The sequence below is a fragment of the Streptomyces sp. CA2R106 genome (assembly GCF_037034245.1).
Classification (GTDB): domain Bacteria; phylum Actinomycetota; class Actinomycetes; order Streptomycetales; family Streptomycetaceae; genus Actinacidiphila.
In genome coordinates this window covers 1-21,297 of the sequence record NZ_JBAGKC010000005.1, presented here as the reverse complement: position 1 = coordinate 21,297, position 21,297 = coordinate 1, and the positions used below count along the sequence as shown (strand labels likewise).

The window sequence follows — 21,297 nt, the reverse complement described above, 5'->3', positions numbered from 1 at the left end:
CCGCTACAGGCGGGCGGCCTTCAGTGCCATGTGGAGCAGCAGGCGGGACTCGCCGTCGGCCAGGTCGAGTCCGGTGAGCTGCTCGATCCGGGACAGGCGGTAGTAGAGCGTCTGGCGGTGGATCGCCAGCGCGGTGGCGGTCCGCCCGGCCTGGCCCGCGTGGTCGAGGAACACCTCGGCGGTGTGGGCGAGTTCGCGGTGCGCGTCGGTGAGCAGGGAGGCGATCGCCGGGTCCGGCGACGCCTCGGCCGGCAGCGCGGTGAGCAGCCGGTACGGCCCGATCCCCGACCACTTGGCGACCGGCCCGAGCAGCGGCTGCGCCCGGGCCGCCCGGGCGGACGCGGTCGCCTCCTGCCAGGCGCCGGGCAGCTCCGCCAGCGAGGTGCGCGCGTCGCTCACCCCCGCCACCGGCTCCTGCGCCCCGCCGGCCCCGTTCGCCTCACCCGGGCCGCCCGCCGCGACCGCGGCCAGCACCCGGGTCGCCGCCGTCCGCGCGGGCGCCAGCACCTGCGGCGAGCGCAGCCGCACCAGCACCGCCACCGCCGCCCAGCGCCCCCACCCCGGCACCCGGGCGATCGCCGCGGCGCCCGGCACGGTCCGCGCCCCGGGCAGGTCGTCGGCGCGGCCGGCCCAGCCCTCCGGCGGCGGCCCGGCCAGCCGCTTGCCGCCCCGCTCCGGCGGCCACACGCACACCAGCGCGTGCGGCTCGTCCGCGTCCGGCCCCAGCGCCTTGCGCAGCGCCTCCTCCGCGGTGTCCAGCGCGGCCCGGGTCGCCCCGGTGAGCAGCGCCCGCAGTGCCTGGCCGGCCTCGGCCCCGGCCGCGGACATCGCCGCGAGCCGGTCCCCGATCCGCGCCGCGACCGCCATCGCCGCACCGAGCTGCCCGGGGGAGTGGTCGGCCTCGTCCAGCAGCCACACATAGCCGTAGACCACCCCGGCGTGCCGCACCGGCAGGCACAGCCGGCCGGTGAAGACCCCCGCGGACGGCGCCGCGGGGATGCGGACCGGGGCGGTGGCGCGGGCGATGCCGAACTGCTCGAACCAGGCGCGGACCTCCGCGGTGGAGCGCCGGGTCAGGATCGACCGGGTCCGCACCGGGTCGACCGCGGCCTCGTCGTCGCTGTCGTGCACACCGAACGCGATCAGCCGGAAGTCCCGGTCCTCCAGCGTCGCGGGCGCCCCGAGGAGCGCCGAGACCTCGTCCACCAGATCCTGGAAATCACCGTAGTCAGCGGCCACCCGTCCATTGTCCTCCACGGTCCTCATACATCTGTATGAGGGGTCGCACCCGGATGCGTGACAGGTGTCGATGGCCCACCGGGCGGGCCCGTACCTACATTCGCGGTGACGGCACGCGATCCGTGCCGCCGCTCCGGTGCGGCGGCCACCCCCGCCGCACCGGCAACCCGCCCATCCGCCCACCGGCCCCGCCCGGCGGTCCCACCGCCCCGGCCGCCCGCCATCCGCCAGGAGGCCCCAAGTGCTCGGTCCCGTGCTGCTCGCCGCGTCGCGCAGCGACCGGCTGCGCCGCGTCGTCGCCGCCGCCCCCGTCACCCGTCCGGTGGTGGACCGCTTCGTCGCGGGCGACGCGCTGCACCCCGCGATGGACACCGTCCACGCGCTGACCGCCGCCGGCCTGGAGGTCACCCTCGACCACCTCGGCGAGGACGTCACCGACCGCGCCACCGCCCGGCAGACCCGCGACGCCTACCTGCGGCTGCTGGAGACACTGGCCACCGCCGACCTCGGCGGGCGCGCCGAGGTGTCGGTGAAGCTCTCCGCCTTCGGCCAGGCGCTGCCCGACGGCGGCCACGACATCGCGCTGGAGAACGTCCGCGCGGTCGCCGAGCTCGCCACCGCGACCGGCACCACCGTCACCCTCGACATGGAGGACCACACCACCGTCGACTCGACGCTGGCGGTCCTGCGCGAGCTGCGCCGCGAGCACCCGCGCACCGGCGCGGTCCTCCAGTCCTACCTCTTCCGGACCGAGGCCGACGCCAAGGAGCTGGCCACCGACGGCTCCCGGGTCCGGCTGGTCAAGGGCGCCTACAAGGAGCCCGCGCACGTCGCCTACCAGGACCGCAAGTCCGTCGACCGCGCCTACGTGCGCGCGCTGCGCATCCTCTTCGAGGGCGAGGGCTACCCCATGGTCGGCTCGCACGACCCGCGCATGATCGCCATCGCCCAGGAACTCGCCGCCCGCAACGGGCGGGCCGCCGGGTCGTACGAGTTCCAGATGCTCTACGGCATCCGCACCGCCGAGCAGCGCCGGCTCGCGGCGGCCGGCGAGCGCATGCGCATCTACGTCCCCTACGGCGCAGACTGGTACGGGTACTTCATGCGCCGCCTCGCCGAGCGCCCGGCGAACCTCGCCTTCTTCCTGCGCTCCTTCGCCCCCAGCCGCTGAACCGTTCCGCCGAACCGATCCGCCGAACCGATCCGTCGAACCGTTCCGCCGAACCGATCCCACAAGGAGACACGCTCCATGGACGCTGTGACCCAGGTCCCCGCGCCGGTCAACGAGCCGGTGCACACCTACGCGCCCGGCAGCCCGGAACGCGCCCGGCTCGAGGCGAAGCTCAAGGAGCTGGCCGGCAACCCGATCGACCTGCCGCTGGTGATCGGCGGCACCGAGCGGATGGGGCGCGGCGAGCGGTTCGACGTGGTGCAGCCGCACCACCACGCGGCCCGGCTCGGCACCAGCGCCGCCGCCGACGCCCAGGACGCCCGGGACGCGGTGGACGCGGCGCTCGCCGCGGCCCCCGCCTGGCGCGCCACCTCCTTCGACGACCGCGCCGCGATCTTCCTGCGCGCCGCCGAGCTGCTCTCCGGCCCCTGGCGCGAGACGCTCGTCGCCTCCACCATGCTCGGCCAGTCCAAGACGGTGCAGCAGGCCGAGATCGACAGCCCCTGCGAACTGGTCGACTTCTGGCGGTTCAACGTCCACTACGCCCGGCAGATCCTCGCCGAGCAGCCGGTGACGAACTCCCCCGGGGTGTGGAACCGCCTGGACCACCGCCCGCTGGAGGGCTTCGTCTACGCGATCACGCCGTTCAACTTCACCGCCATCGCCGGCAACCTGCCCACCGCGCCCGCGCTGATGGGCAACGTGGTGGTGTGGAAGCCGTCGCCGACCCAGACCCACTCGGCGCTGCTGGTGATGCGGCTGCTGAAGGAGGCCGGGCTGCCGGACGGCGTCATCAACCTCGTCACCGGGCGGGGCGAGGCCGTCTCGGAGGTGGCGCTCACCCATCCGGAGCTGGCCGGCATCCACTTCACCGGCTCGACCAGGACCTTCCAGTACCTGTGGCGGACGGTCGGCGAGAACATCGAGCGCTACCGCTCCTACCCGCGGATCGTCGGCGAGACCGGCGGCAAGGACTTCGTGGTCGCCCACCCGTCGGCGGACCCGGCGGTGCTGAAGACCGCGCTGACCCGCGGCTCCTTCGAGTACCAGGGCCAGAAGTGCTCGGCCTCCTCGCGCGCCTACCTGCCGCGCTCGCTGTGGGAGGGCGGCTTCAAGGAGGAGTTCGCCGCCGAGGTCGACGGCCTGGCCATGGGCGACGTCACCGACCTGAGCAACTTCCTGGGCGCGCTGATCGACGGCGCCGCGTTCGCCAAGAACAAGGCCGCGATCGAGCGCGCCAAGGCCGACCCGGGCGTCGAGGTGGTGGCCGGCGGCACGTACGACGACTCGGTCGGCTGGTTCGTCCGCCCGACGGTGCTTGTCGCCACCGACCCGGAGCACGAGATCTTCCGCGAGGAGTACTTCGGCCCGCTGCTGGCGGTGTACGTCTACGACGACAGCGACGAGGCGGCGTTCGACGCGATGCTCGACCAGATGGAGTCGGTCGCCTCCTACGCGCTGACCGGTTCGGTGATCGCCCGCGACCGGGCGGCCGTGGCCCACGTGATGGAGCGGCTGCGCTTCGCGGCGGGCAACTTCTACATCAACGACAAGTCGACCGGCGCCGTGGTCGGCCAGCAGCCGTTCGGCGGCGCGCGGGCCTCCGGCACCAACGACAAGGCGGGCTCCGCGCAGAACCTGCTGCGCTGGACGTCGACCCGCGCGATCAAGGAGGCGCTGGTCCCGCCGACGGACTACCGCTACCCGCACCAGGGCTGACCGCCCCCGCGCCACTGCCCCCGCCTCCCGGCCTCGGAGACGGGGGCAGTTCCCTGTCCGGCCCCTGCACGGCCTCCGTACGGCCGAACGAACGGCCGGTCGTCTCAGATAGTAGGAAGTCCGAGTAAACCTGGGGACAGGGCGCGCGCTGTGTCCTAACTTTGAATGAGCCGAACGTTTCCCGCTCGACCGAGCGGACGGCGGATGCGAGCCAGGCGCCTCCAGGCGGGCCACCCCCGCGGCGCTGCTCTCCGCCCGCGTTCCTTGGCACGTCTCACCACCCGTCGGTACCACTCTTCAACGGAGTTGATTCCCATGGACGACGACGCCCGCCAGAACGCCCTGCGCGCCCTCCAGCGCTCCATGGACCGCCGCGACAACGGCGGCTCCACCGGCCACGAGCACTGAGCCGCGCGCATACCGCACGCGCCCAGAACGCACCGGAGATGCTGCGTCCGACATGCGGACGTGCTGTGTCATAGGTCAAGACGCGGAGTAGGGTGCCCCGCATGTCTCGCAGCATCAACCTCGCAGTGATCCCCGGCGACGGAATCGGTCAGGAAGTCGTCGCCGAAGGTCTCAAAGTCCTCGCCGCGGCGCTCCCGCAGGAAACCAAGCTGGAGACGAAGGAGTACGACTTCGGCGCCAAGCGGTACCACGCCACCGGTCAGACCCTCACCGACGCGGACCTGGCCGAGCTCAAGGCCCATGACGCGATCCTGCTCGGGGCGATCGGCGACCCGTCGGTGCCCTCCGGCGTCCTGGAGCGCGGCTTCCTGCTGAAGCTGCGGTTCGCCTTCGACCACTTCGTCAACCTCCGGCCCAGCAAGCTGTTCCCGGGCGTGGGCACCCCGCTCGCGGGCAGCCCGGACATCGACTTCGTGGTGGTCCGCGAAGGCACCGAGGGCCCCTACACCGGCAACGGCGGCGCGATCAGGACCGGCACCCCGGCCGAGGTCGCCACCGAGGTGAGCCTGAACACCGCCTACGGCATCGAGCGCGTGGTGCGCGACGCCTACGCCCGCGCCCAGGCCCGCCCGCGCAAGAAGCTCACCCTGGTGCACAAGAACAACGTGCTGGTGCACGCCGGCAGCCTGTGGACCCGGATCTTCGAGGCGGTCGGCAAGGAGTACCCCGAGGTCACCACCGACTACCTGCACGTCGACGCCACCATGATCTTCCTGGTGACGCAGCCCGAGCGGTTCGACGTGATCGTCACCGACAACCTCTTCGGCGACATCGTCACCGACCTCGCCGCGGCCGTATCCGGCGGCATCGGTGTGGCCGCGAGCGGCAACATCAACCCCAGCGGCGAGTTCCCGTCGATGTTCGAGCCCGTGCACGGCTCGGCGCCCGACATCGCCGGCCAGTCCAAGGCCGACCCGACCGCGACCGTGCTGTCCGTCGCGCTGCTGCTGCGGCACCTCGGCTACGACGCGGAGGCCGACCGGATCGACGCCGCCGTCCACGCGGACCTCGCCGAGCGCGCCGGCCGCCCGGCCCGCTCCACGGTCGAGATCGGCGACGCGCTGGCCGCGCGGGTGGCCGGCTGACGCGGGAAGCCGGCCCACCCGAGGTACCACCCGGCCCCGTCGCTGCGATAATCGGTGACGGGGCCGCTTCCTGGCGGGAAAGTAGGACGTCCTAGCAGTACGGTCGAGGGCGTCAGCGACACGGTGAAGGAACAGAAGATGACGACGCCCACGATCGAGTTGAAGCCCTCCGCGCACCCGCTGCCCGCGGTGGAGCGCGAAGCGATCCTGTCCGACCCCGGCTTCGGGCGGTACTTCACCGACCACATGGTCACCATCAAGTGGACCGACGGCCGCGGCTGGCACGACGCCCAGCTGGTGCCGTACGCGCCGCTGTCGGTCGACCCGGCGAACATGACGCTGCACTACGCCCAGACGATCTTCGAGGGCCTCAAGGCGTACCGCCAGCCCGACGGCGGCGTGGCCACCTTCCGGCCCGAGGCCAACGCGCGGCGCTTCCAGAACTCCGCACGGCGGCTGGCGATGCCGGAGCTGCCGGTGGAGACCTTCGTCGAGGCGTGCGACGTGCTGGTCCGCCAGGACAAGGACTGGGTGCCCAGCCAGGGCGAGGCCTCCCTCTACCTGCGGCCCTTCATGATCGCCACCGAGGTCGGCCTCGGTGTCCGGCCCTCCCGCGAGTACCTCTTCCTGGTCATCGCCTCCCCGGCCGGCGCCTACTTCTCCGGCGGGGTCAAGCCGGTCTCGGTGTGGCTGTCAGAGGAGTACGTCCGCGCGGCCCCCGGCGGCACCGGCGCGGCCAAGACCGGCGGCAACTACGCGGCCTCCCTCGTCGCCCAGGCGCAGGCCGCCGAGCAGGGCTGCGACCAGGTGGTGTGGCTCGACGCCATCGAGCGGCGCTGGATCGAGGAGATGGGGGGCATGAACCTGTACTTCGTCTACGGCAACCGCATCGTCACCCCCTCGCTCAGCGGCTCGCTGCTGCCCGGCATCACCCGGGACTCCCTGCTCGCGATCGCCGCCGACCTGGGGTACGAGGTCGGCGAGGGCCGGATCAGCGTCGACGACTGGAAGCAGGGCAACGAGGACGGCACCCTCACCGAGGTGTTCGCCTGCGGCACCGCGGCCGTGATCACCCCGGTCGGCTCGATCAAGTCCACCCGGGCGAACTGGACGGTGGGCGACGGCGGTCCGGGCGAGGTCACCCTGCGGCTGCGCGAGGCCCTGCTCGACATCCAGACCGGTCACGCCCCCGACCCCCACGGCTGGATGCACCCCCTGGGCGCGTGAGCGCCAGTACGCTGCCGAGCCCCCCGCCTGCCGTGGCGGGGGGCTTGCCGTCCTGCTCAGAACGTGAGACGGCCACCCGTATGGCGGAAAGGTGTGCCACACTGCTCGCGTGTCCTCGTACGCCACGCTGATTATTGGCCGCAGGCACGCCGGTCCGCAGTGACGCTTCCGCTGAACCCAGGTGGAACCTCACCGTGCCCCAGACCCGCGTGCAGACCTCTCGCATCCGCGAGGGGTTTTTTCGTTTCCCGGCCCACCCGCGCCGGAGGCGGAACCGCACGAGGAGACTGGGGGCAAGTGGAGTCGGAACCTCCGGATGAACGCCGTCCGGGGCCAACCCCACCCACCCGACAGGAGTTGCAACCACCATGACCGCCGAACCCGACGACAGCTTCCACGTCTTCGACACCACGTTGCGCGACGGCGCGCAGCGCGAGGGCATCAACCTCACCGTCGCCGACAAGCTGGGCATCGCACGGCACCTGGACGACTTCGGCGTGGGCTTCATCGAAGGCGGCTGGCCCGGTGCGAACCCCCGCGACACCGAGTTCTTCGCCCGCGCCGCCGCCGAACTGGACCTGAAGCACGCCACGCTGGTCGCGTTCGGCGCCACCCGCCGCCCGGGCACCAAGGCCGCCGACGACCCGCAGGTCAACGCGCTGCTGGAGTCCGGTGCCCCGGTCATCACCCTGGTCGCCAAGTCCCATGACCGGCACGTGGAACTGGCGCTGCGCACCACGCTGGAGGAGAACCTCGCGATGGTCCGCGACACCGTCGCGTACCTGGTCGAGCAGGGCCGCCGGGTCTTCGTGGACTGCGAGCACTTCTTCGACGGCTACCGCGCCAACCCCGGCTACGCCACCTCCGTGGTGGCCGCCGCCCACGAGGCCGGCGCGTCCGTGGTGGTGCTGTGCGACACCAACGGCGGGATGCTGCCCAAGCAGGTCCAGACCGTCACCGCGCAGGTGCTCGCCGACACCGGCGCGCGGCTGGGCATGCACGCCCAGGACGACACCGGCTGCGCGGTCGCCAACACCCTCGCCGCCGTCGACGCCGGCGCCACCCACGTCCAGTGCACCGCCAACGGCTACGGCGAGCGGGTCGGCAACGCCAACCTCTTCCCCGTCACCGCGGCCCTGGAACTCAAGCACGACCTGCGGGTGCTGCCCGAGGGCGCGCTCGGCGAGATGACCCGCATCTCGCACGCCATCGCCGAGATCGTCAACCTGCCCTCCTCCACCCACCAGCCGTACGTGGGCGTGTCCGCCTTCGCGCACAAGGCCGGGCTGCACGCCTCCGCGATCAAGGTGGACCCCGACCTCTACCAGCACATCGACCCCGAACGGGTCGGCAACACCATGCGGATGCTGGTCTCCGACATGGCCGGCCGCGCCTCGATCGAGCTGAAGGGCAAGGAGCTCGGCATCGACCTCGGCGGCGACCGCGAACTGGTCGGCCGGGTGGTGGCGCGCGTCAAGGAGCGCGAGCTGCGCGGCTACACCTACGAGGCCGCCGACGCGTCCTTCGCGCTGCTGCTGCGCGACGAGTTGCAGAGCGGCCGCCCGGAGGGCCCGCGCCGCTTCTTCCGGATCGAGTCCTGGCGCGCCATCACCGAGGACCGCCCGGATGGCTCGCATGCCAACGAGGCCACGGTGAAGCTGTGGGCGAAGGGCGAGCGGATCGTCGCCACCGCCGAGGGCAACGGGCCGGTCAACGCGCTCGACCGGGCCCTGCGGGTGGCGCTGGAGCGGATCTACCCGCAGCTGGGCACCTTCGCGTTGGTCGACTACCGGGTCCGCATCCTCGAAGGCCGCTCCGGCACCGACTCGACCACCCGGGTGCTGATCACCACCTCCGACGGCGCGTCCGAGTGGTCCACGGTCGGTGTCGCCGACAACGTCATCGCCGCCTCCTGGCAGGCCCTCGAGGACGCCTACGCCTACGGCCTGATCCGGGCCGGCCTGGAGCCGCAGGACGAGGTACCGAGCACCTGACGCCGACTGACGCCGCCTGATTCCGACCGGCCGCGCCTGACCCCGACCGGCCGCAGTGCCTCGCGGGCCGCGAAAACCGGTCGAGTCCGCGCCCGGCAGGCCCTAGCCTGCCGGGCGTGACAGCAACCGAGCAGCAGCAGGCATCCGTCCGTCCGGCGGAGGCCGCCGACGCGGCCGCCATCGCCCAGGTGCACATCACCTCGCGGGAAGCCGCGATGCCGTGGCTGCCGCCGCGCAGGCGTACCGACGCGGAGGTGGAGCGCTGGGTGCGCGAGGTGGTGCTCGCGCAGTCCGACGTCTGGGTCGCGGTCGACGGCGGCGGCACCGTCCTCGGATACGCGGCGGTGGAGGGGGAGTGGCTGGAGCACCTCTACCTGCTGCCCGGCGCGCGGCGGCGCGGCATCGGCTCGCTGCTGCTGGCCCGCGCGAAGGCGCACCGCCCGCACGGCCTGGACCTGCACGTCTTCCAGCGCAACACCGACGCTCAGGCGTTCTACGCGCGCCACGGCTTCACGGTGGTGGACCGCAACGACGGCTCGCGGAACATGGAGCGGGAACCGGACATGACGCTGCGCTGGACCCCGGTGACCAACGGCACACCTACTGACGGGTAACCGTCCGGTGCCCGCGGTCGTAGGGTGAGCGCCACACCCTCGACCCGACACCACCGGGAGATCGCATGCGCTCGGCGAAGGACTTCTTCCGCCCGCTGGCCGTGGGGGCGCCCACGCCCGTCAGGGACGTGCCGTTCCGCCCCTCGCGAATGATCCACTTCTTCGACCCGGGCAACGAGAAGATGGCGGCCAAGGTGCCCTCCCTCGCGCCGGCCGTCGACGTCCTGCTGGGCAACCTGGAGGACGCCGTCCCCGCCGACCGCAAGGAGGCGGCCCGGGCCGGCCTGGTGCGGACCGCCCGGGCCGCCGACTTCGGCGACACCCAGCTGTGGACCCGGATCAACAGCCTCGACTCGCCCTGGGCGCTGGACGACCTGCTCACCCTGGTCCCCGAGATCGGCGACCGCCTCGACGTGGTGATGGTGCCGAAGGTGGAGGGCGCCCACGACATCCACTACGTCGACCGGCTGCTGGCCCAACTGGAGGCGAAGGCGGGCCTGGACCGGCCGATCCTGGTGCACGCCATCCTGGAGACCGCGGCCGGCGTCGGCAACGTCGAGGAGATCGCCGCCGCCAGCCCCCGGATGCAGGGCCTGTCGCTCGGCCCGGCCGACCTGGCCGCCAGCCGCCGGATGAAGACCACCCGCGTCGGCGGCGGCCACCCCGGCTACCTGGTCCGCGCGGACCCCGGCCCCGGCGGCGACGGCCCCCGGCCCACCTACCAGCAGGACCTGTGGCACTACACGATCGCCCGGATGGTCGACGCCTGCGCCGCGAACGGCATCCTGCCGTACTACGGGCCGTTCGGTGACATCAAGGACGTCACCGGCTGCGAGGACCAGTTCCGCAACGCCTTCCTGCTCGGCTGCGTCGGCGCCTGGTCGCTGCACCCGGTGCAGATCGACATCGCCAAGCGGGTCTTCTCGCCCGCCCCCGAGGACGTCGCCTGGGCCCGCCGGGTGATCGCGGCGATGGGCGACGGCACCGGCGCGGTGATGATCGACGGCAAGATGCAGGACGACGCGACGTACAAGCAGTGCCAGGTGGTCGCCGGACTCGCGGACACCCTGGCCGCCCGCGACCCCGAACTCGCCGCCGCCTACGCCGCCGCGGCCGACACCGCAGCCACCGAGGAGCCCGCCCGATGAGCACCGCCGCCGACCCCGCCGCCAACTCCGCCGCGCCCGCCGCCGCGCCGCGCCCCCGCCGCTCCGTGCTCTACATGCCCGGCGCCAACGAGCGCGCCCTGGAGAAGGCGAAGACCCTCCCCACCGACGCGCTCATCCTCGACCTGGAGGACTCCGTCGCCCCCGACGCGAAGGCCGAGGCCCGCGCGCGGGTCGCGGCCGCCGCCGCGAGCGGCGCCTACGGCCCGCGCGAGGTCGCCATCCGGGTCAACGCCCCCGGCACCGCCTGGCACGCCGACGACCTGGCGGCCGCCGCGGCCGCGGGCCCGGACGCGGTCGTCGTCCCCAAGGTGGACTCCGCCCGGACCGTACGGGAGGTCGTGGCGGCGCTCGAGGCGGCCGGCGCGCCGGAACACACCGCGCTGTGGGCGATGCTGGAGACGCCCGCCGCGCTCCTGGACGCGCGGGCGATCGCCGAGGCGTCCCCGCGGCTGACCGTCCTGGTGCTGGGCACCAACGACCTCGCCAAGGAACTGCACGCCGAGCACGTGCCCGGCCGGGCCCCGCTGCTGACCGGGCTCTCGCTGGCCCTGCTCGCCGCCCGCGCGGCTGGCAAGGTCATCTTGGACGGTGTCTACAACGACGTCCAGGACACGGCCGGCTTCGAGGCCGAGACCCGCCAGGCGCGGCAGCTCGGCTTCGACGGCAAGACCCTGATCCACCCCCGGCAGCTCGAACCCTGCAACCGGATCTTCGCGCCCGACCCGGCGGCGGTCGAGCGCGCCGAACGGATCATCGCCGCCTTCGAAGAGGCCACGTCACAGGGGCGCGGCGTGGTCACCGTGGACGGCCGGATGATCGAGAACCTGCACGTCGAAGAGGCCCGGCGGGTGCTGGCGCTGGCCGCCGCGGTCGCCGCCCGCTGACCCCCGGGCCACCCGCGGCGGCGCGCAACCGCGCGGTGGGGCGGGCCCCGGCACCGGCCGCCGGACCCCGCCCCACCTCGCCGTCTGTCGGGACCCACCAGGCTGAGCCGTTGGACACTGTACGAAGTTGATGGCGCCTTCCGGCCCTTGACGCTCGTACTGTCGGTACATGACCACATCGCAAGAGCTGCCCGTCACGGCGAACGACGCCCGGGGGCGCGTCGAGGAGCTTCGTGCGATCCGCGAGGAGGTGCAGCGGGGGCCGAGCGAGAAGGCCACCGCGGCGCAGCGGGCCAAGGGGAAGCTGACCGCGCGCGAGCGGATCGAGCTGCTGCTCGACGAAGGCTCCTTCCGTGAGGTGGAGTCGCTGCGGCGGCACCGGGCCACGGGCTTCGGGCTGGAGGCGAAGCGGCCCTACACCGACGGCGTGATCACCGGGTGGGGGACCGTGCACGGCCGGACCGTGTTCGTGTACGCACACGACTTCCGGATCTTCGGCGGCGCGCTGGGCGAGGCCCACGCGCAGAAGATCCACAAGATCATGGACATGGCGATCTCGGCGGGCGCCCCGCTGGTGTCGCTCAACGACGGCGCGGGCGCCCGTATCCAGGAGGGCGTCTCGGCGCTCGCCGGCTACGGCGGCATCTTCCAGCGCAACACCCGGGCCTCCGGCGTCATCCCGCAGATCTCGGTGATGCTCGGCCCGTGCGCGGGCGGCGCGGCCTACTCCCCGGCGCTCACGGACTTCGTGTTCATGGTGCGGGAGACCTCGCAGATGTTCATCACCGGCCCCGACGTGGTGCAGGCGGTGACGGGCGAGGAGATCACCCAGAACGGCCTGGGCGGCGCCGACGTCCACTCGGCGGTCTCCGGCGTCTCGCACTTCGCGTACGACGACGAGCAGACCTGCCTGGAGGAGGTCCGCTACCTGCTGTCGCTGCTGCCGCAGAACAACCGGGAGAACCCGCCCGCCGCGGAGAACCAGGACCCGGTGGACCGCCGCGGCGACGTGCTGCTGGACCTGGTGCCGGCCGACGGCAACCGGTCGTACGACATGCACAAGGTGATCGAGGAGATCGTCGACGACGGCGAGTACCTGGAGATCCACGAGCGGTGGGCCACCAACCTCATCGTGGCGCTCACCCGGATCGACGGCCAGGTGGTCGGCGTCATCGCCAACCAGCCCGCCTCGCTCGCCGGCGTGCTCGACATCGAGGCGTCCGAGAAGGGCGCGCGCTTCGTGCAGATGTGCGACGCGTTCAACATCCCGATCATCACCCTCCTGGACGTCCCCGGCTTCCTGCCCGGCGTCTCGCAGGAGCACGGTGGGATCATCCGGCACGGTGCGAAGCTGCTGTACGCGTACTGCAACGCGACGGTGCCGCGGATCTCGCTGATCCTGCGGAAGGCGTACGGCGGCGCCTACATCGTGATGGACAGCCAGTCGATCGGGGCGGACCTGACGTTCGCCTGGCCGACGAACGAGATCGCGGTCATGGGCGCGGAGGGCGCCGCGAACGTGATCTTCCGCCGGCAGATCGCCGAAGCCGACGACTCCGACGCGATGCGCGCCCGCATGGTCAAGGAGTACAAGGCCGAGCTGATGCACCCATACTACGCCGCCGAGCGCGGCCTGGTGCACGACGTCATCGACCCGGCCGAGACCCGCGAGGTGCTCGCCCGCTCGCTGGAGATGCTCCGCACCAAGCACGCCGACCTGCCGTCCCGCAAGCACGGCAACCCCCCGCAGTGACCTCCCCGACCAGGACCGCCCAGGCGGCCCACCTATTGGAGACCATCGTGAGCACTCCCACCGATTCGCTGGTGCGCGTCGAGAAGGGGCACGCGGCACCCGAGGAGGTCGCCGCACTGACCGCGCTCCTGCTGGCCCGCGCCGCCGCCGGCGGCTCCGCCGCCCCGGCCGCGCCCACCCCCCGCTCCACCGCCGGCTGGCGCCGCCTCGAGCGCACCCCGGGCTTCCGCGCGCCCCACTCCTGGCAGGGCTAGCCGGCCCTCCGCGGTGCCCCGTCCTGTGATGCACGGGACCTTGCGGTCCGCGGTGGCTGGGGGCACCTCCCAGGCGAAGCTCTGGGGGAGCGCAGTTCCCCGCGCCCCTGGGTAAGTGCGGCCACCACCGGGCTTGCCCCGGAGGAACCCGGGCATATCAAGGGGCGCGGGGAACTGCGCGACCAGCCCACCACCGGCGGGTGGTCCCGGAACCGACAGGGACCACCCACCCCGGAGGGTCAGGCCAGCCCACCCCGGAGGGTCAGGCCAGCTTCGCCAGCGCCGCCTCGATCCGGGCGAGGGTGCGCTCGCGCCCCAGCACCTGGAGCGACTCGAACAGCGGTAGCCCGACGGTGCGGCCGGTGACCGCGACCCGCACCGGAGCCTGCGCCTTGCCGAGCTTGAGGCCGTGCGCCTCGCCGGCCGCGAGCACCGCCTCCTTCAACGACTCCGCGGCGGACCAGTCCGCCGCGGCCAACTGCTCCCGGGCCGTGCGCAGCAGCGCGTCGGACCCTTCCTTCATCGCCTTCGCCCAGGACGCCTCGTCGTCGACCGGCTGGTCGAGGAAGAGGAAGTCCACGTTCGCGGTGATGTCGGAGAGCACCGTGACCCGGGTCTGCGCGTAGGGCGCGATCGCCTGCCACGCCGCCTCGTCGAAGGACTCCGGCGCCCAGGGCGCGAACGGCGCCTGGAGCCAGGGCGCGCACGCCTCGGTGAACTCCTTCACGCCCAGCCGCCGGATGTGGTCGGCGTTGATCGCCTCGGCCTTCTTCAGGTCGAAGCGCGCCGGGTTGGCGTTGACGTCGGAGATCTCGAACTTCGCCACCATCTCCTCGATCGAGAAGACGTCCTGGTCGGCGGAGAACGACCAGCCCAGCAGCGAGAGGTAGTTGAGCAGCCCCTCGGGCAGGAACCCGCGCTCCCGGTAGAGGTTGAGCGACGCCTGCGGGTCGCGCTTGGAGAGCTTCTTGTTGCCCTCGCCCATCACGTACGGCAGGTGGCCGAAGGCGGGCACGGACCGGGCGAGGCCCAACTCGATCAGCGCGCCGTACAGCGCGATCTGCCGCGGGGTGGAGGAGAGCAGGTCCTCGCCGCGCAGCACGTGCGTGATCTCCATCAGCGCGTCGTCCACCGGGTTGACCAGGGTGTACAGCGGCGCGCCGTTGGCCCGCACGATGCCGTAGTCCGGCACGTTCTCCGGGGTGAAGGTCAGCTCGCCGCGGACCAGGTCGGTGAAGGTGATCGGGTGGTCCGGCATCCGGAAGCGCACGATCGGGGCGCGGCCCTCGGCCCGGTAGGCGGCCGTCTGCTCGGCGCTGAGGTCCCGGCAGTGGCCGTCGTACCCGGAGGGGCGGCCGGCGGCGCGGGCGGCCTCGCGGCGGGCCTCCAGCTCCTCGGTGGTGCAGTAGCAGTCGTACGCGTGCCCGGCCTGCTTCAGCCGCTGTGCCACGTCGGCGTAGACGTCCATCCGCTGGGACTGCCGGTAGGGCGCGAACGGGCCGCCGACCTCGGGGCCCTCGTCCCAGTCCAGGCCGAGCCAGCGCATCGAGTCCAGCAGCGCCTGGTAGGACTCCTCGGAGTCGCGGGCCGCGTCGGTGTCCTCGATGCGGAAGACCAGGGTGCCCTGCTGGTGCCGGGCGAACGCCCAGTTGAACAGCGCGGTGCGGACCAGCCCGACGTGCGGGTTGCCGGTGGGGGAGGGGCAGAACCTGACGCGGACGGCGGAACCGGAGCCGGAGTCGGAGTCGGAGGAGCCGCCGGAAGCGGGGGCGGAGGGTGCAGGAGTTGCGCTAGCCACGCGAGATCACCTTGTTGGTGAGAGTGCCGATGCCTTCGATGGTGACGGCGACCTCGTCGCCGGGGAGCAGCGGGCCCACGCCCGCGGGGGTGCCGGTGAGCAGGACGTCGCCGGGCAGCAGCGTCATCGCCTCGGTGATGTTGACGATCAGGTCCTCGATCGAGTTCAGCATCTGCCGGGTGCGGCCGGCCTGGCGCAGCTCGCCGTTGACGGTCGCGGTGATCGCGAGGTCGCCGGCCGCCTCCAGGTCGATCGAGGTCTCGATCCAGGGGCCGAGCGGGCAGGAGGAGTCGAAGCCCTTCGCCCGCGCCCACTGCTTCTCGGACCGCTGGGTGTCGCGGGCCGTCACGTCGTTGGCGCAGGTGAAGCCGAGGATCACGTCCTTGACCCGCTCCCGCGGCACGTCCCGGCACAGCCGGCTGATCACGACCGCCAACTCCGCCTCGTGGTGCACCTCCTGGGAGAAGGAGGGGTACACGATGGGGTCGCCGGGGCCGATCACCGAGGTCGAGGGCTTGAAGAACGCCCAGGGCGCGTCCGGCACCTCGTTGCCCAGTTCCGCGGCGTGGGCCGCGTAGTTGCGGCCGATGGCGACCACCTTGTTGGGCAGGACCGGCGGCAGCAGCCGCACCTTGTCCAGCGGGACCTTCGTGCCGGACAGCTCGAAGTCCGCGAAGGGCACGCCCTTCATGATGTCGACGGACAGAGCCTCGGGACCGCCGGCCGGGTCGCCCTCGACCGCTCCGAACGCCACGTTGCCGTCGATGGAGAACCTGACGATGCGCATGCCTTCACCCTAGCGGCCGGGCCGCTTCCCACTGGACAGGCCGCCTCCCACCGGACCGAGGCGATCGCCGCAGGTCAGTGCCGCTCAGGGGGCGATGCGCGGCTTCGGCAGCTCGTTGAGCTTCGTACGGCGCGGGTTCGCGGTGGTCCGCGGCAGCACGGCGGCCGCCGCCGCTTCCGCGGCCTCGGTGTCCGCCGTCGCCACCGGGGCGGGCGAGCCGAGGAGTTCGGACGCGTCCTTGAGGTGCGCGAGCGTGGTGCGCCGCGGGTTGGCGATCATCTGTGGGGACCTCGGGTCTCGACGGGGGTGCGGGACGCGGCGGCTCACACAGCCGCCTCCCGGATAAAGCACCAGATTAGTGGGGGCTCTTCCCGCCGCCGCCGGGCACAGACATCTGACGGTGTGTGATTTTGCTCACTAACTCCACCGCATACCGCGCCTTTCGGACAACCGACGCGGTACCAGGAAAGCCGCAAAAGCCGTGAAAGCCGGGAAAAGCCCGTCGCTCGGTGTGACGGGCACGCTCTGACACCCCTCCGTGCGGTTACGCGAGCGGCCCGTATTCGCCCCATATCACCGCCCTGACGCTCGACGCAGTGTGCATGGGCCGTCGCGATCGGTGACGCATTCCAACAGGTCGGCAACGGGCCTTGTTGCGAGATCAGGCACTGTGCTGGAATTCCCCGAACCGCTGCATCCAGGCGAACCGGCGCGCAGGGGGCGCGGACGGAACACCGTGCGGCGGTGAAGGGCACACCAGTCGTCCCGTGACCCGGGTCGGCCCGAGCCCCCATGACTCGACACCGTCCCCGCAGCCTCACGGCGGGGGACGCCTGGTCCAGAGGTTGCGACGCTAGTGCAGGGACGTTTCAAGAGGGACAGCGGCGCTGCGGGCGAATCGGAGCAGCCCGGCGGGGCCGGCAACGGCTCCAAGGCCGCGGCCGACTCCGGAACCGCCACGCCGGGTACCACTGCGGCCCCCGGGCGGATGAGCATGCCCAGCGGCTTGGAAGCCGGCAAGATCACCGGCCTCGACGGCAAGCCCGGCCCCCGAATAGCCATGCGCAACTGGCGCATCAGCACCAGACTCATCTCCCTGCTCGCGCTCCCCGTGGTCACCGCCTCCGCACTCGGCGGCCTGCGCATCAACAACTCGCTGGACAACATCCACCAGCTCGAGCACATGAAGACCCTGACCGACATCACCGAGCAGGCCACCAACCTGGCCGCCGCGCTCCAGGAGGAGCGCGACAGCTCGGCGGGCCCGCTGTCGGCCAACCAGAAGAACAACGACGCGGTCGCCGCCTCCCGGCAGGCCACCGACCGCGACCTCAAGCTCTACGAGCAGGCGACCGACGGCATCTCGGACGACGACCCGGTCTTCAGCGGAGTCCGCGCCACCCTGGTCGCCATCGGCGGCCAGCTCGCCAACCTCAACGAGATCCGCAGCGAGGCATACACCTCCCAGTCGGGCATCGCGCAGACCGTCTCCGAGTACGACGGCCTGGTCACCTCGCTGCTGTCGCTCTCCCAGGACATGGCGCAGGCCACCAGCAACTCCGAGATGATCAAGGCGACCCGCGCCCTGTCGGCGTTCTCCTCCGCCAAGGAGTACGAGTCGATGCAGCGCGCGGTGATCAGCGCCGCGTTCGCCAGCGGCGGCAAGCTCAACGCCGACGAGTACCAGTCGGTGAAGTGGTCCGCCGCGGACGAGAACACCGCGATCACCCGCTTCATGAAGGTCTACGGCACCGACGCCGCCTCGCTGCTGCGCCCGATCCAGGGTGACAACGACACCATCGCCGCCCACGACAACGAGCGTGAGCGGATCGCGAGTTCGCAGAACGCGATCACCAAGATCAACAGCTCGTACCTGGACTGGGACGACGCGGCGAAGACCAAGATCGACGCGATGAACCAGATCGAGCGCTCGCTGCTCAGCGAGATGCAGCAGAAGTCGCTGCACCTCCAGAGCGAGGCGAAGCGCGAGGCGCTGATCTCCGGCGCGATCATCCTGCTCGTGCTCGGCGTCGCCGTCGTCGGCGCGTTCGTCGTCGGCCGCTCGATGGTCCGCTCGCTGCGCCGGCTCCAGCAGACCGCCCAGGACGTCGCCCAGAAGCGGCTGCCCGAACTGGTCAAGCAGCTCTCCGACACCGACCCGCAGGACGTCGACACCTCGGTCGAGTCGATCGGCATCAACAGCCGCGACGAGATCGGCCAGGTGGCCCGCGCGTTCGACGAGGTGCACAGCGAGGCGGTCCGGCTCGCCGCCGAACAGGCGCTGCTGCGGGGCAACGTCAACGCGATGTTCACCAACCTCTCGCGCCGCAGCCAGGGCCTCATCCAGCGCCAGCTGTCGCTCATCTCCGAACTGGAGTCGCGCGAGGCCGACCCGGACCAGCTCTCGTCGCTGTTCAAGCTCGACCACCTCGCGACCCGTATGCGGCGCAACGGCGAGAACCTGCTGGTCCTCGCCGGCGAGGAGCCCGGCCGCCGGTGGACCCGCCCGGTCCCGCTGGTCGACGTGCTGCGCGCGGCCGCGTCCGAGGTGGAGCAGTACGAGCGGATCGAGCTGACGTCGGTGCCCTCGGCGGAGGTCACCGGCCGGATCGTCAACGACCTCGTGCACCTGCTCGCCGAGCTGCTGGAGAACGCGACGTCGTTCTCCTCCCCGCAGACCAAGGTGCGGGTCACCGGCCACTCGCTGCCCGACGGCCGGGTGCTGATCGAGATCCACGACACCGGGATCGGCCTGTCCCCCGAAGACCTCGCCGACATCAACGAGCGGCTGGCCAACCCGCCGACCGTGGACGTCGCGGTCTCCCGCCGGATGGGCCTGTTCGTGGTCGGCCGGCTGTCCCTGCGGCACGGCATCCGCATCCAGCTGCGCCCCTCCGACTCCGGCGGCACCACCGCGCTGGTCATGCTGCCGGTCGACGTCACGCAGGGCGGCGCCAACGCGAAGGGCGGCGCCGCTCCTGGGGCACGCCCCGCGGGCGCCGCGGGCGGCAGCGCCGCCACCGGCATCGCGAACGCGTTCGGCAACGCCGGCAAGGGCGGCCGCGGCGCGGCCCAGGTCGGCCAGGGCGGGGCGCGCCCCGCGCTGCCCGGCCGGCAGCCGGGCGCCTCCGGCGGCCCGGGCGGCAACGCCGGCCCCGGCGGTCCCGGCGGCGGCCCGCGCTGGGCCGCGCAGGGCAACCAGCAGCAGGGCCTGGGCGAGGACACCCCGCGCGGCCACGAGGAGGTCGAGGCGCCCGCGTTCGACGCCTTCGACCAGTCCGGCCCCGGCAGCCGCCCGCAGCCCCAGCAGTCCGGTCCCGGCCGGCCGGGCCAGGGCCAGGGTGCGGGTCAGGACCAGGGCTCCGGCCGGCCATCCGGCCCCGGCGGCTTCCCGACCCCGCAGCCGCAGAACACCGGCCCCAACGGCTTCCGCTCCGACGTCTTCGGCGGCCGCCCCGGCCCCTTGCAGCGCTCCGGCGGCCCCGGGGCGACCCCCGCGGCCGCCTCGGGTGGTCCTGGCGGTCCCGGCGACACCGGCCAGTTCCCCGCCGTCCGCGCCGACGGCCCCGCCGCCGGCGGCCAGGGCGACGGCTCCCGCGGTCGCCTCCCGCAGCGCGGCCAGCGCGCCCCCCAGGCCAACTCCGGCGACACCGGCTCCTTCCGGCTGCCGGGCGGCCCCGGCGACACCGCGCAGTTCCCGCCGATCCGTGACGAGAACCCGCCGCAGGGCCAGGGTGCCGGTCGCCCCGGTGACACGGGTGCCTTCCGGTTGCCGGGTGGTCCGGGTGACACCGGTCAGTTCCCGGCGGTGCGGGATGAGAGCGGCCTGCAGGGTCAGGGTGCCGGTCGCCCCGGTGACACGGGTGCCTTCCGGTTGCCGGGCGGTCCGGGTGACACCGGCCAGTTCCCGGCGGTGCGGGATGAGAGCGGCCTGCAGGGTCAGGGCGTCGGTCGCCCCGGTGACACGGGTGCCTTCCGGCTGCCCGGCGGTCCTGGCGACACCGCGCAGTTCCCGCCGATCCGTGACGAGAACCCGCCGCAGGGCCAGGGCGTCGGCCGCCCCGGTGACACGGGCGCCTTCCAGGTGCCCGGCGCTCCCGGCGACACCGGCTCCTTCCCCCTGCCGGGCGGTCCTGGCGACACCAGCCAGTTCCCCGCCGTGCGCGCCGAGGACGGCTCCGGGGCGTACCCGGCGCAGCAGCCCGGCCCCGCACCGGCCGGAGGGCTGCCGCAGCGCGGCCCGCGCGGGCCGCAGGGCACCCCCGGCTGGAGCCCGCAGGGCGGCCAGGGCCAGGGCGGCCCCGCGCAGCAGCCGCAGGACCCGTACAGCACCGGCGCGCTGCCGGTGCCGGGCCACGGCGACACCGGCGGGTCGTACCCGGCGGTGCCCCAGTCGCCGTTCCAGGACGAGCTGGGTCCGCTGCCCGTGCCGCGCCAGGAGCCGCAACTGCCCGGCCCGGCCGAGCCGATGGCGCTGCCGCCGGCCCCGACCCGGGGCGATGAGCCGACGCCGATCTTCTCGTCGATCGAGTCCGACTGGTTCCGCACCGGCCAGGCCGAGCGGATGCAGCAGATCCACGTCGAGCAGGGCCTGCGCGGCCAGCAGGCGCCGCCGCCCCGCCCGGTGGGCCGCACCGCGCCGCCGCAGCGCCCGCGCACCGACCGGCCCGGGCCGGCCCCGGCGGGCGGCCCGCAGCGGCTGTCCGGCGGCCCGCAGCCGGCCGTCCAGGCCACCTCGGCGCCCGGCGGCCCGGCGGCGCCCGGCGGCGCGCAGAACGGCGCCCAGGCGCCGTCCGCGCCCGCGGCGCAGCCGCTGCCGCGCGAGACGCCGAACTGGCGCACCTCGCCCAACGACGCGCTGCGTCAGCGGGCCGAGGCCATCCGGGAACCCACCGCGGGCGGGGTCACCCCCTCCGGCCTGCCGCGGCGCGTTCCCCGGGCGAATCTCGTCGCGGGCGGCGCGGCCCCCCAGCAGGCCCCCCAGGGCGGCCCGCAGGTCTCCCGCGCCCCCGACGACGTGCGCGGACGTCTGACCAACCTCCGCAGGGGTATCCAGCAGGGCCGCCAGGCCGGCGGTACCGGTACCACCGACGGCCGTGGTTTCGGCATGAACAACCAGGAGCGCTAGTTGAGTG

15 protein-coding genes are annotated in these 21,297 nt (G+C 73.1%); 11 read left to right on the top strand and 4 right to left on the bottom strand.

The window, feature by feature from the left end; all coding sequences use genetic code 11:
* Positions 1-3: 3 nt before the first annotated feature.
* Positions 4-1,266 carry a PucR family transcriptional regulator gene (locus tag WA788_RS09535; protein ID WP_335974222.1) on the bottom strand — a complete coding sequence of 421 codons (1,263 nt, stop codon included), beginning with the start codon at positions 1,264-1,266 and terminating at the stop codon, positions 4-6.
* A gap of 214 nt (positions 1,267-1,480) precedes the next feature.
* On the opposite strand from WA788_RS09535, the gene WA788_RS09530 reads away from it, so the two are divergent.
* The 10 genes from WA788_RS09530 to WA788_RS09485 all read left to right on the top strand — a co-directional run bounded on the left by WA788_RS09530 (position 1,481) and on the right by WA788_RS09485 (position 13,577).
* Positions 1,481-2,410: a proline dehydrogenase family protein gene (locus WA788_RS09530; protein WP_335974219.1), complete on the top strand. Its 930-nt coding sequence runs from the start codon at positions 1,481-1,483 to the stop codon at positions 2,408-2,410.
* A gap of 78 nt (positions 2,411-2,488) precedes the next feature.
* Positions 2,489-4,129 carry an L-glutamate gamma-semialdehyde dehydrogenase gene (pruA, locus tag WA788_RS09525; protein ID WP_335974216.1) on the top strand — a complete coding sequence of 547 codons (1,641 nt, stop codon included), beginning with the start codon at positions 2,489-2,491 and terminating at the stop codon, positions 4,127-4,129.
* Between the two features lie 509 nt (positions 4,130-4,638).
* The gene (locus WA788_RS09520; protein ID WP_335974213.1) at positions 4,639-5,682 is read left to right on the top strand and encodes a 3-isopropylmalate dehydrogenase; all 1,044 of its coding nucleotides are present in this window, start codon (positions 4,639-4,641) and stop codon (positions 5,680-5,682) included.
* Between the two features lie 138 nt (positions 5,683-5,820).
* Entirely contained in the window at positions 5,821-6,909 is a 1,089-nt protein-coding gene (locus WA788_RS09515; protein ID WP_335974209.1) for a branched-chain amino acid aminotransferase, read from the top strand.
* 368 nt (positions 6,910-7,277) lie between these two features.
* Positions 7,278-8,903, top strand: coding sequence for a citramalate synthase (gene cimA, locus WA788_RS09510; protein WP_335974204.1), 1,626 nt, complete (start codon positions 7,278-7,280; stop codon positions 8,901-8,903).
* 116 nt (positions 8,904-9,019) lie between these two features.
* Positions 9,020-9,517: a GNAT family N-acetyltransferase gene (locus WA788_RS09505; RefSeq protein WP_335974201.1), complete on the top strand. Its 498-nt coding sequence runs from the start codon at positions 9,020-9,022 to the stop codon at positions 9,515-9,517.
* A 65-nt stretch (positions 9,518-9,582) separates the two neighbouring features.
* Positions 9,583-10,665, top strand: a complete 1,083-nt coding sequence (locus WA788_RS09500; RefSeq protein WP_335974198.1) for an HpcH/HpaI aldolase/citrate lyase family protein — start codon at positions 9,583-9,585, stop codon at positions 10,663-10,665.
* The gene (locus WA788_RS09495; RefSeq protein WP_335974196.1) at positions 10,662-11,570 is read left to right on the top strand and encodes an HpcH/HpaI aldolase/citrate lyase family protein; all 909 of its coding nucleotides are present in this window, start codon (positions 10,662-10,664) and stop codon (positions 11,568-11,570) included. The genes WA788_RS09500 and WA788_RS09495 overlap by 4 nt, the downstream gene beginning before the upstream one ends.
* A 169-nt stretch (positions 11,571-11,739) precedes the next feature.
* A complete protein-coding gene (locus tag WA788_RS09490; protein ID WP_335974194.1) occupies positions 11,740-13,323 on the top strand; it encodes an acyl-CoA carboxylase subunit beta in 1,584 nt (527 codons plus the stop codon).
* A gap of 47 nt (positions 13,324-13,370) precedes the next feature.
* Complete coding sequence (locus WA788_RS09485) at positions 13,371-13,577, top strand: acyl-CoA carboxylase epsilon subunit (protein WP_435173640.1); 207 nt, start codon at positions 13,371-13,373, stop codon at positions 13,575-13,577.
* A 262-nt stretch (positions 13,578-13,839) separates the two neighbouring features.
* Here the strand turns inward: WA788_RS09485 and gltX are convergent, their stop codons facing one another.
* The 3 genes from gltX to WA788_RS09470 all read right to left on the bottom strand — a co-directional run bounded on the left by gltX (position 13,840) and on the right by WA788_RS09470 (position 16,441).
* Positions 13,840-15,375: a glutamate--tRNA ligase gene (gltX, locus tag WA788_RS09480; protein WP_335974190.1), complete on the bottom strand. Its 1,536-nt coding sequence runs from the start codon at positions 15,373-15,375 to the stop codon at positions 13,840-13,842.
* A complete protein-coding gene (locus WA788_RS09475; RefSeq protein WP_335974187.1) occupies positions 15,368-16,162 on the bottom strand; it encodes a fumarylacetoacetate hydrolase family protein in 795 nt (264 codons plus the stop codon). Before WA788_RS09475 ends, gltX begins: the two co-directional genes overlap by 8 nt.
* 84 nt (positions 16,163-16,246) lie before the next feature.
* Positions 16,247-16,441: a hypothetical protein gene (locus WA788_RS09470; RefSeq protein ID WP_335974183.1), complete on the bottom strand. Its 195-nt coding sequence runs from the start codon at positions 16,439-16,441 to the stop codon at positions 16,247-16,249.
* Positions 16,442-17,018: 577 nt separating this feature from the next.
* Here WA788_RS09470 and WA788_RS09465 point away from each other — a divergent pair.
* The gene (locus WA788_RS09465; RefSeq protein ID WP_443033998.1) at positions 17,019-21,290 is read left to right on the top strand and encodes a nitrate- and nitrite sensing domain-containing protein; all 4,272 of its coding nucleotides are present in this window, start codon (positions 17,019-17,021) and stop codon (positions 21,288-21,290) included.
* Positions 21,291-21,297: the final 7 nt, after the last annotated feature.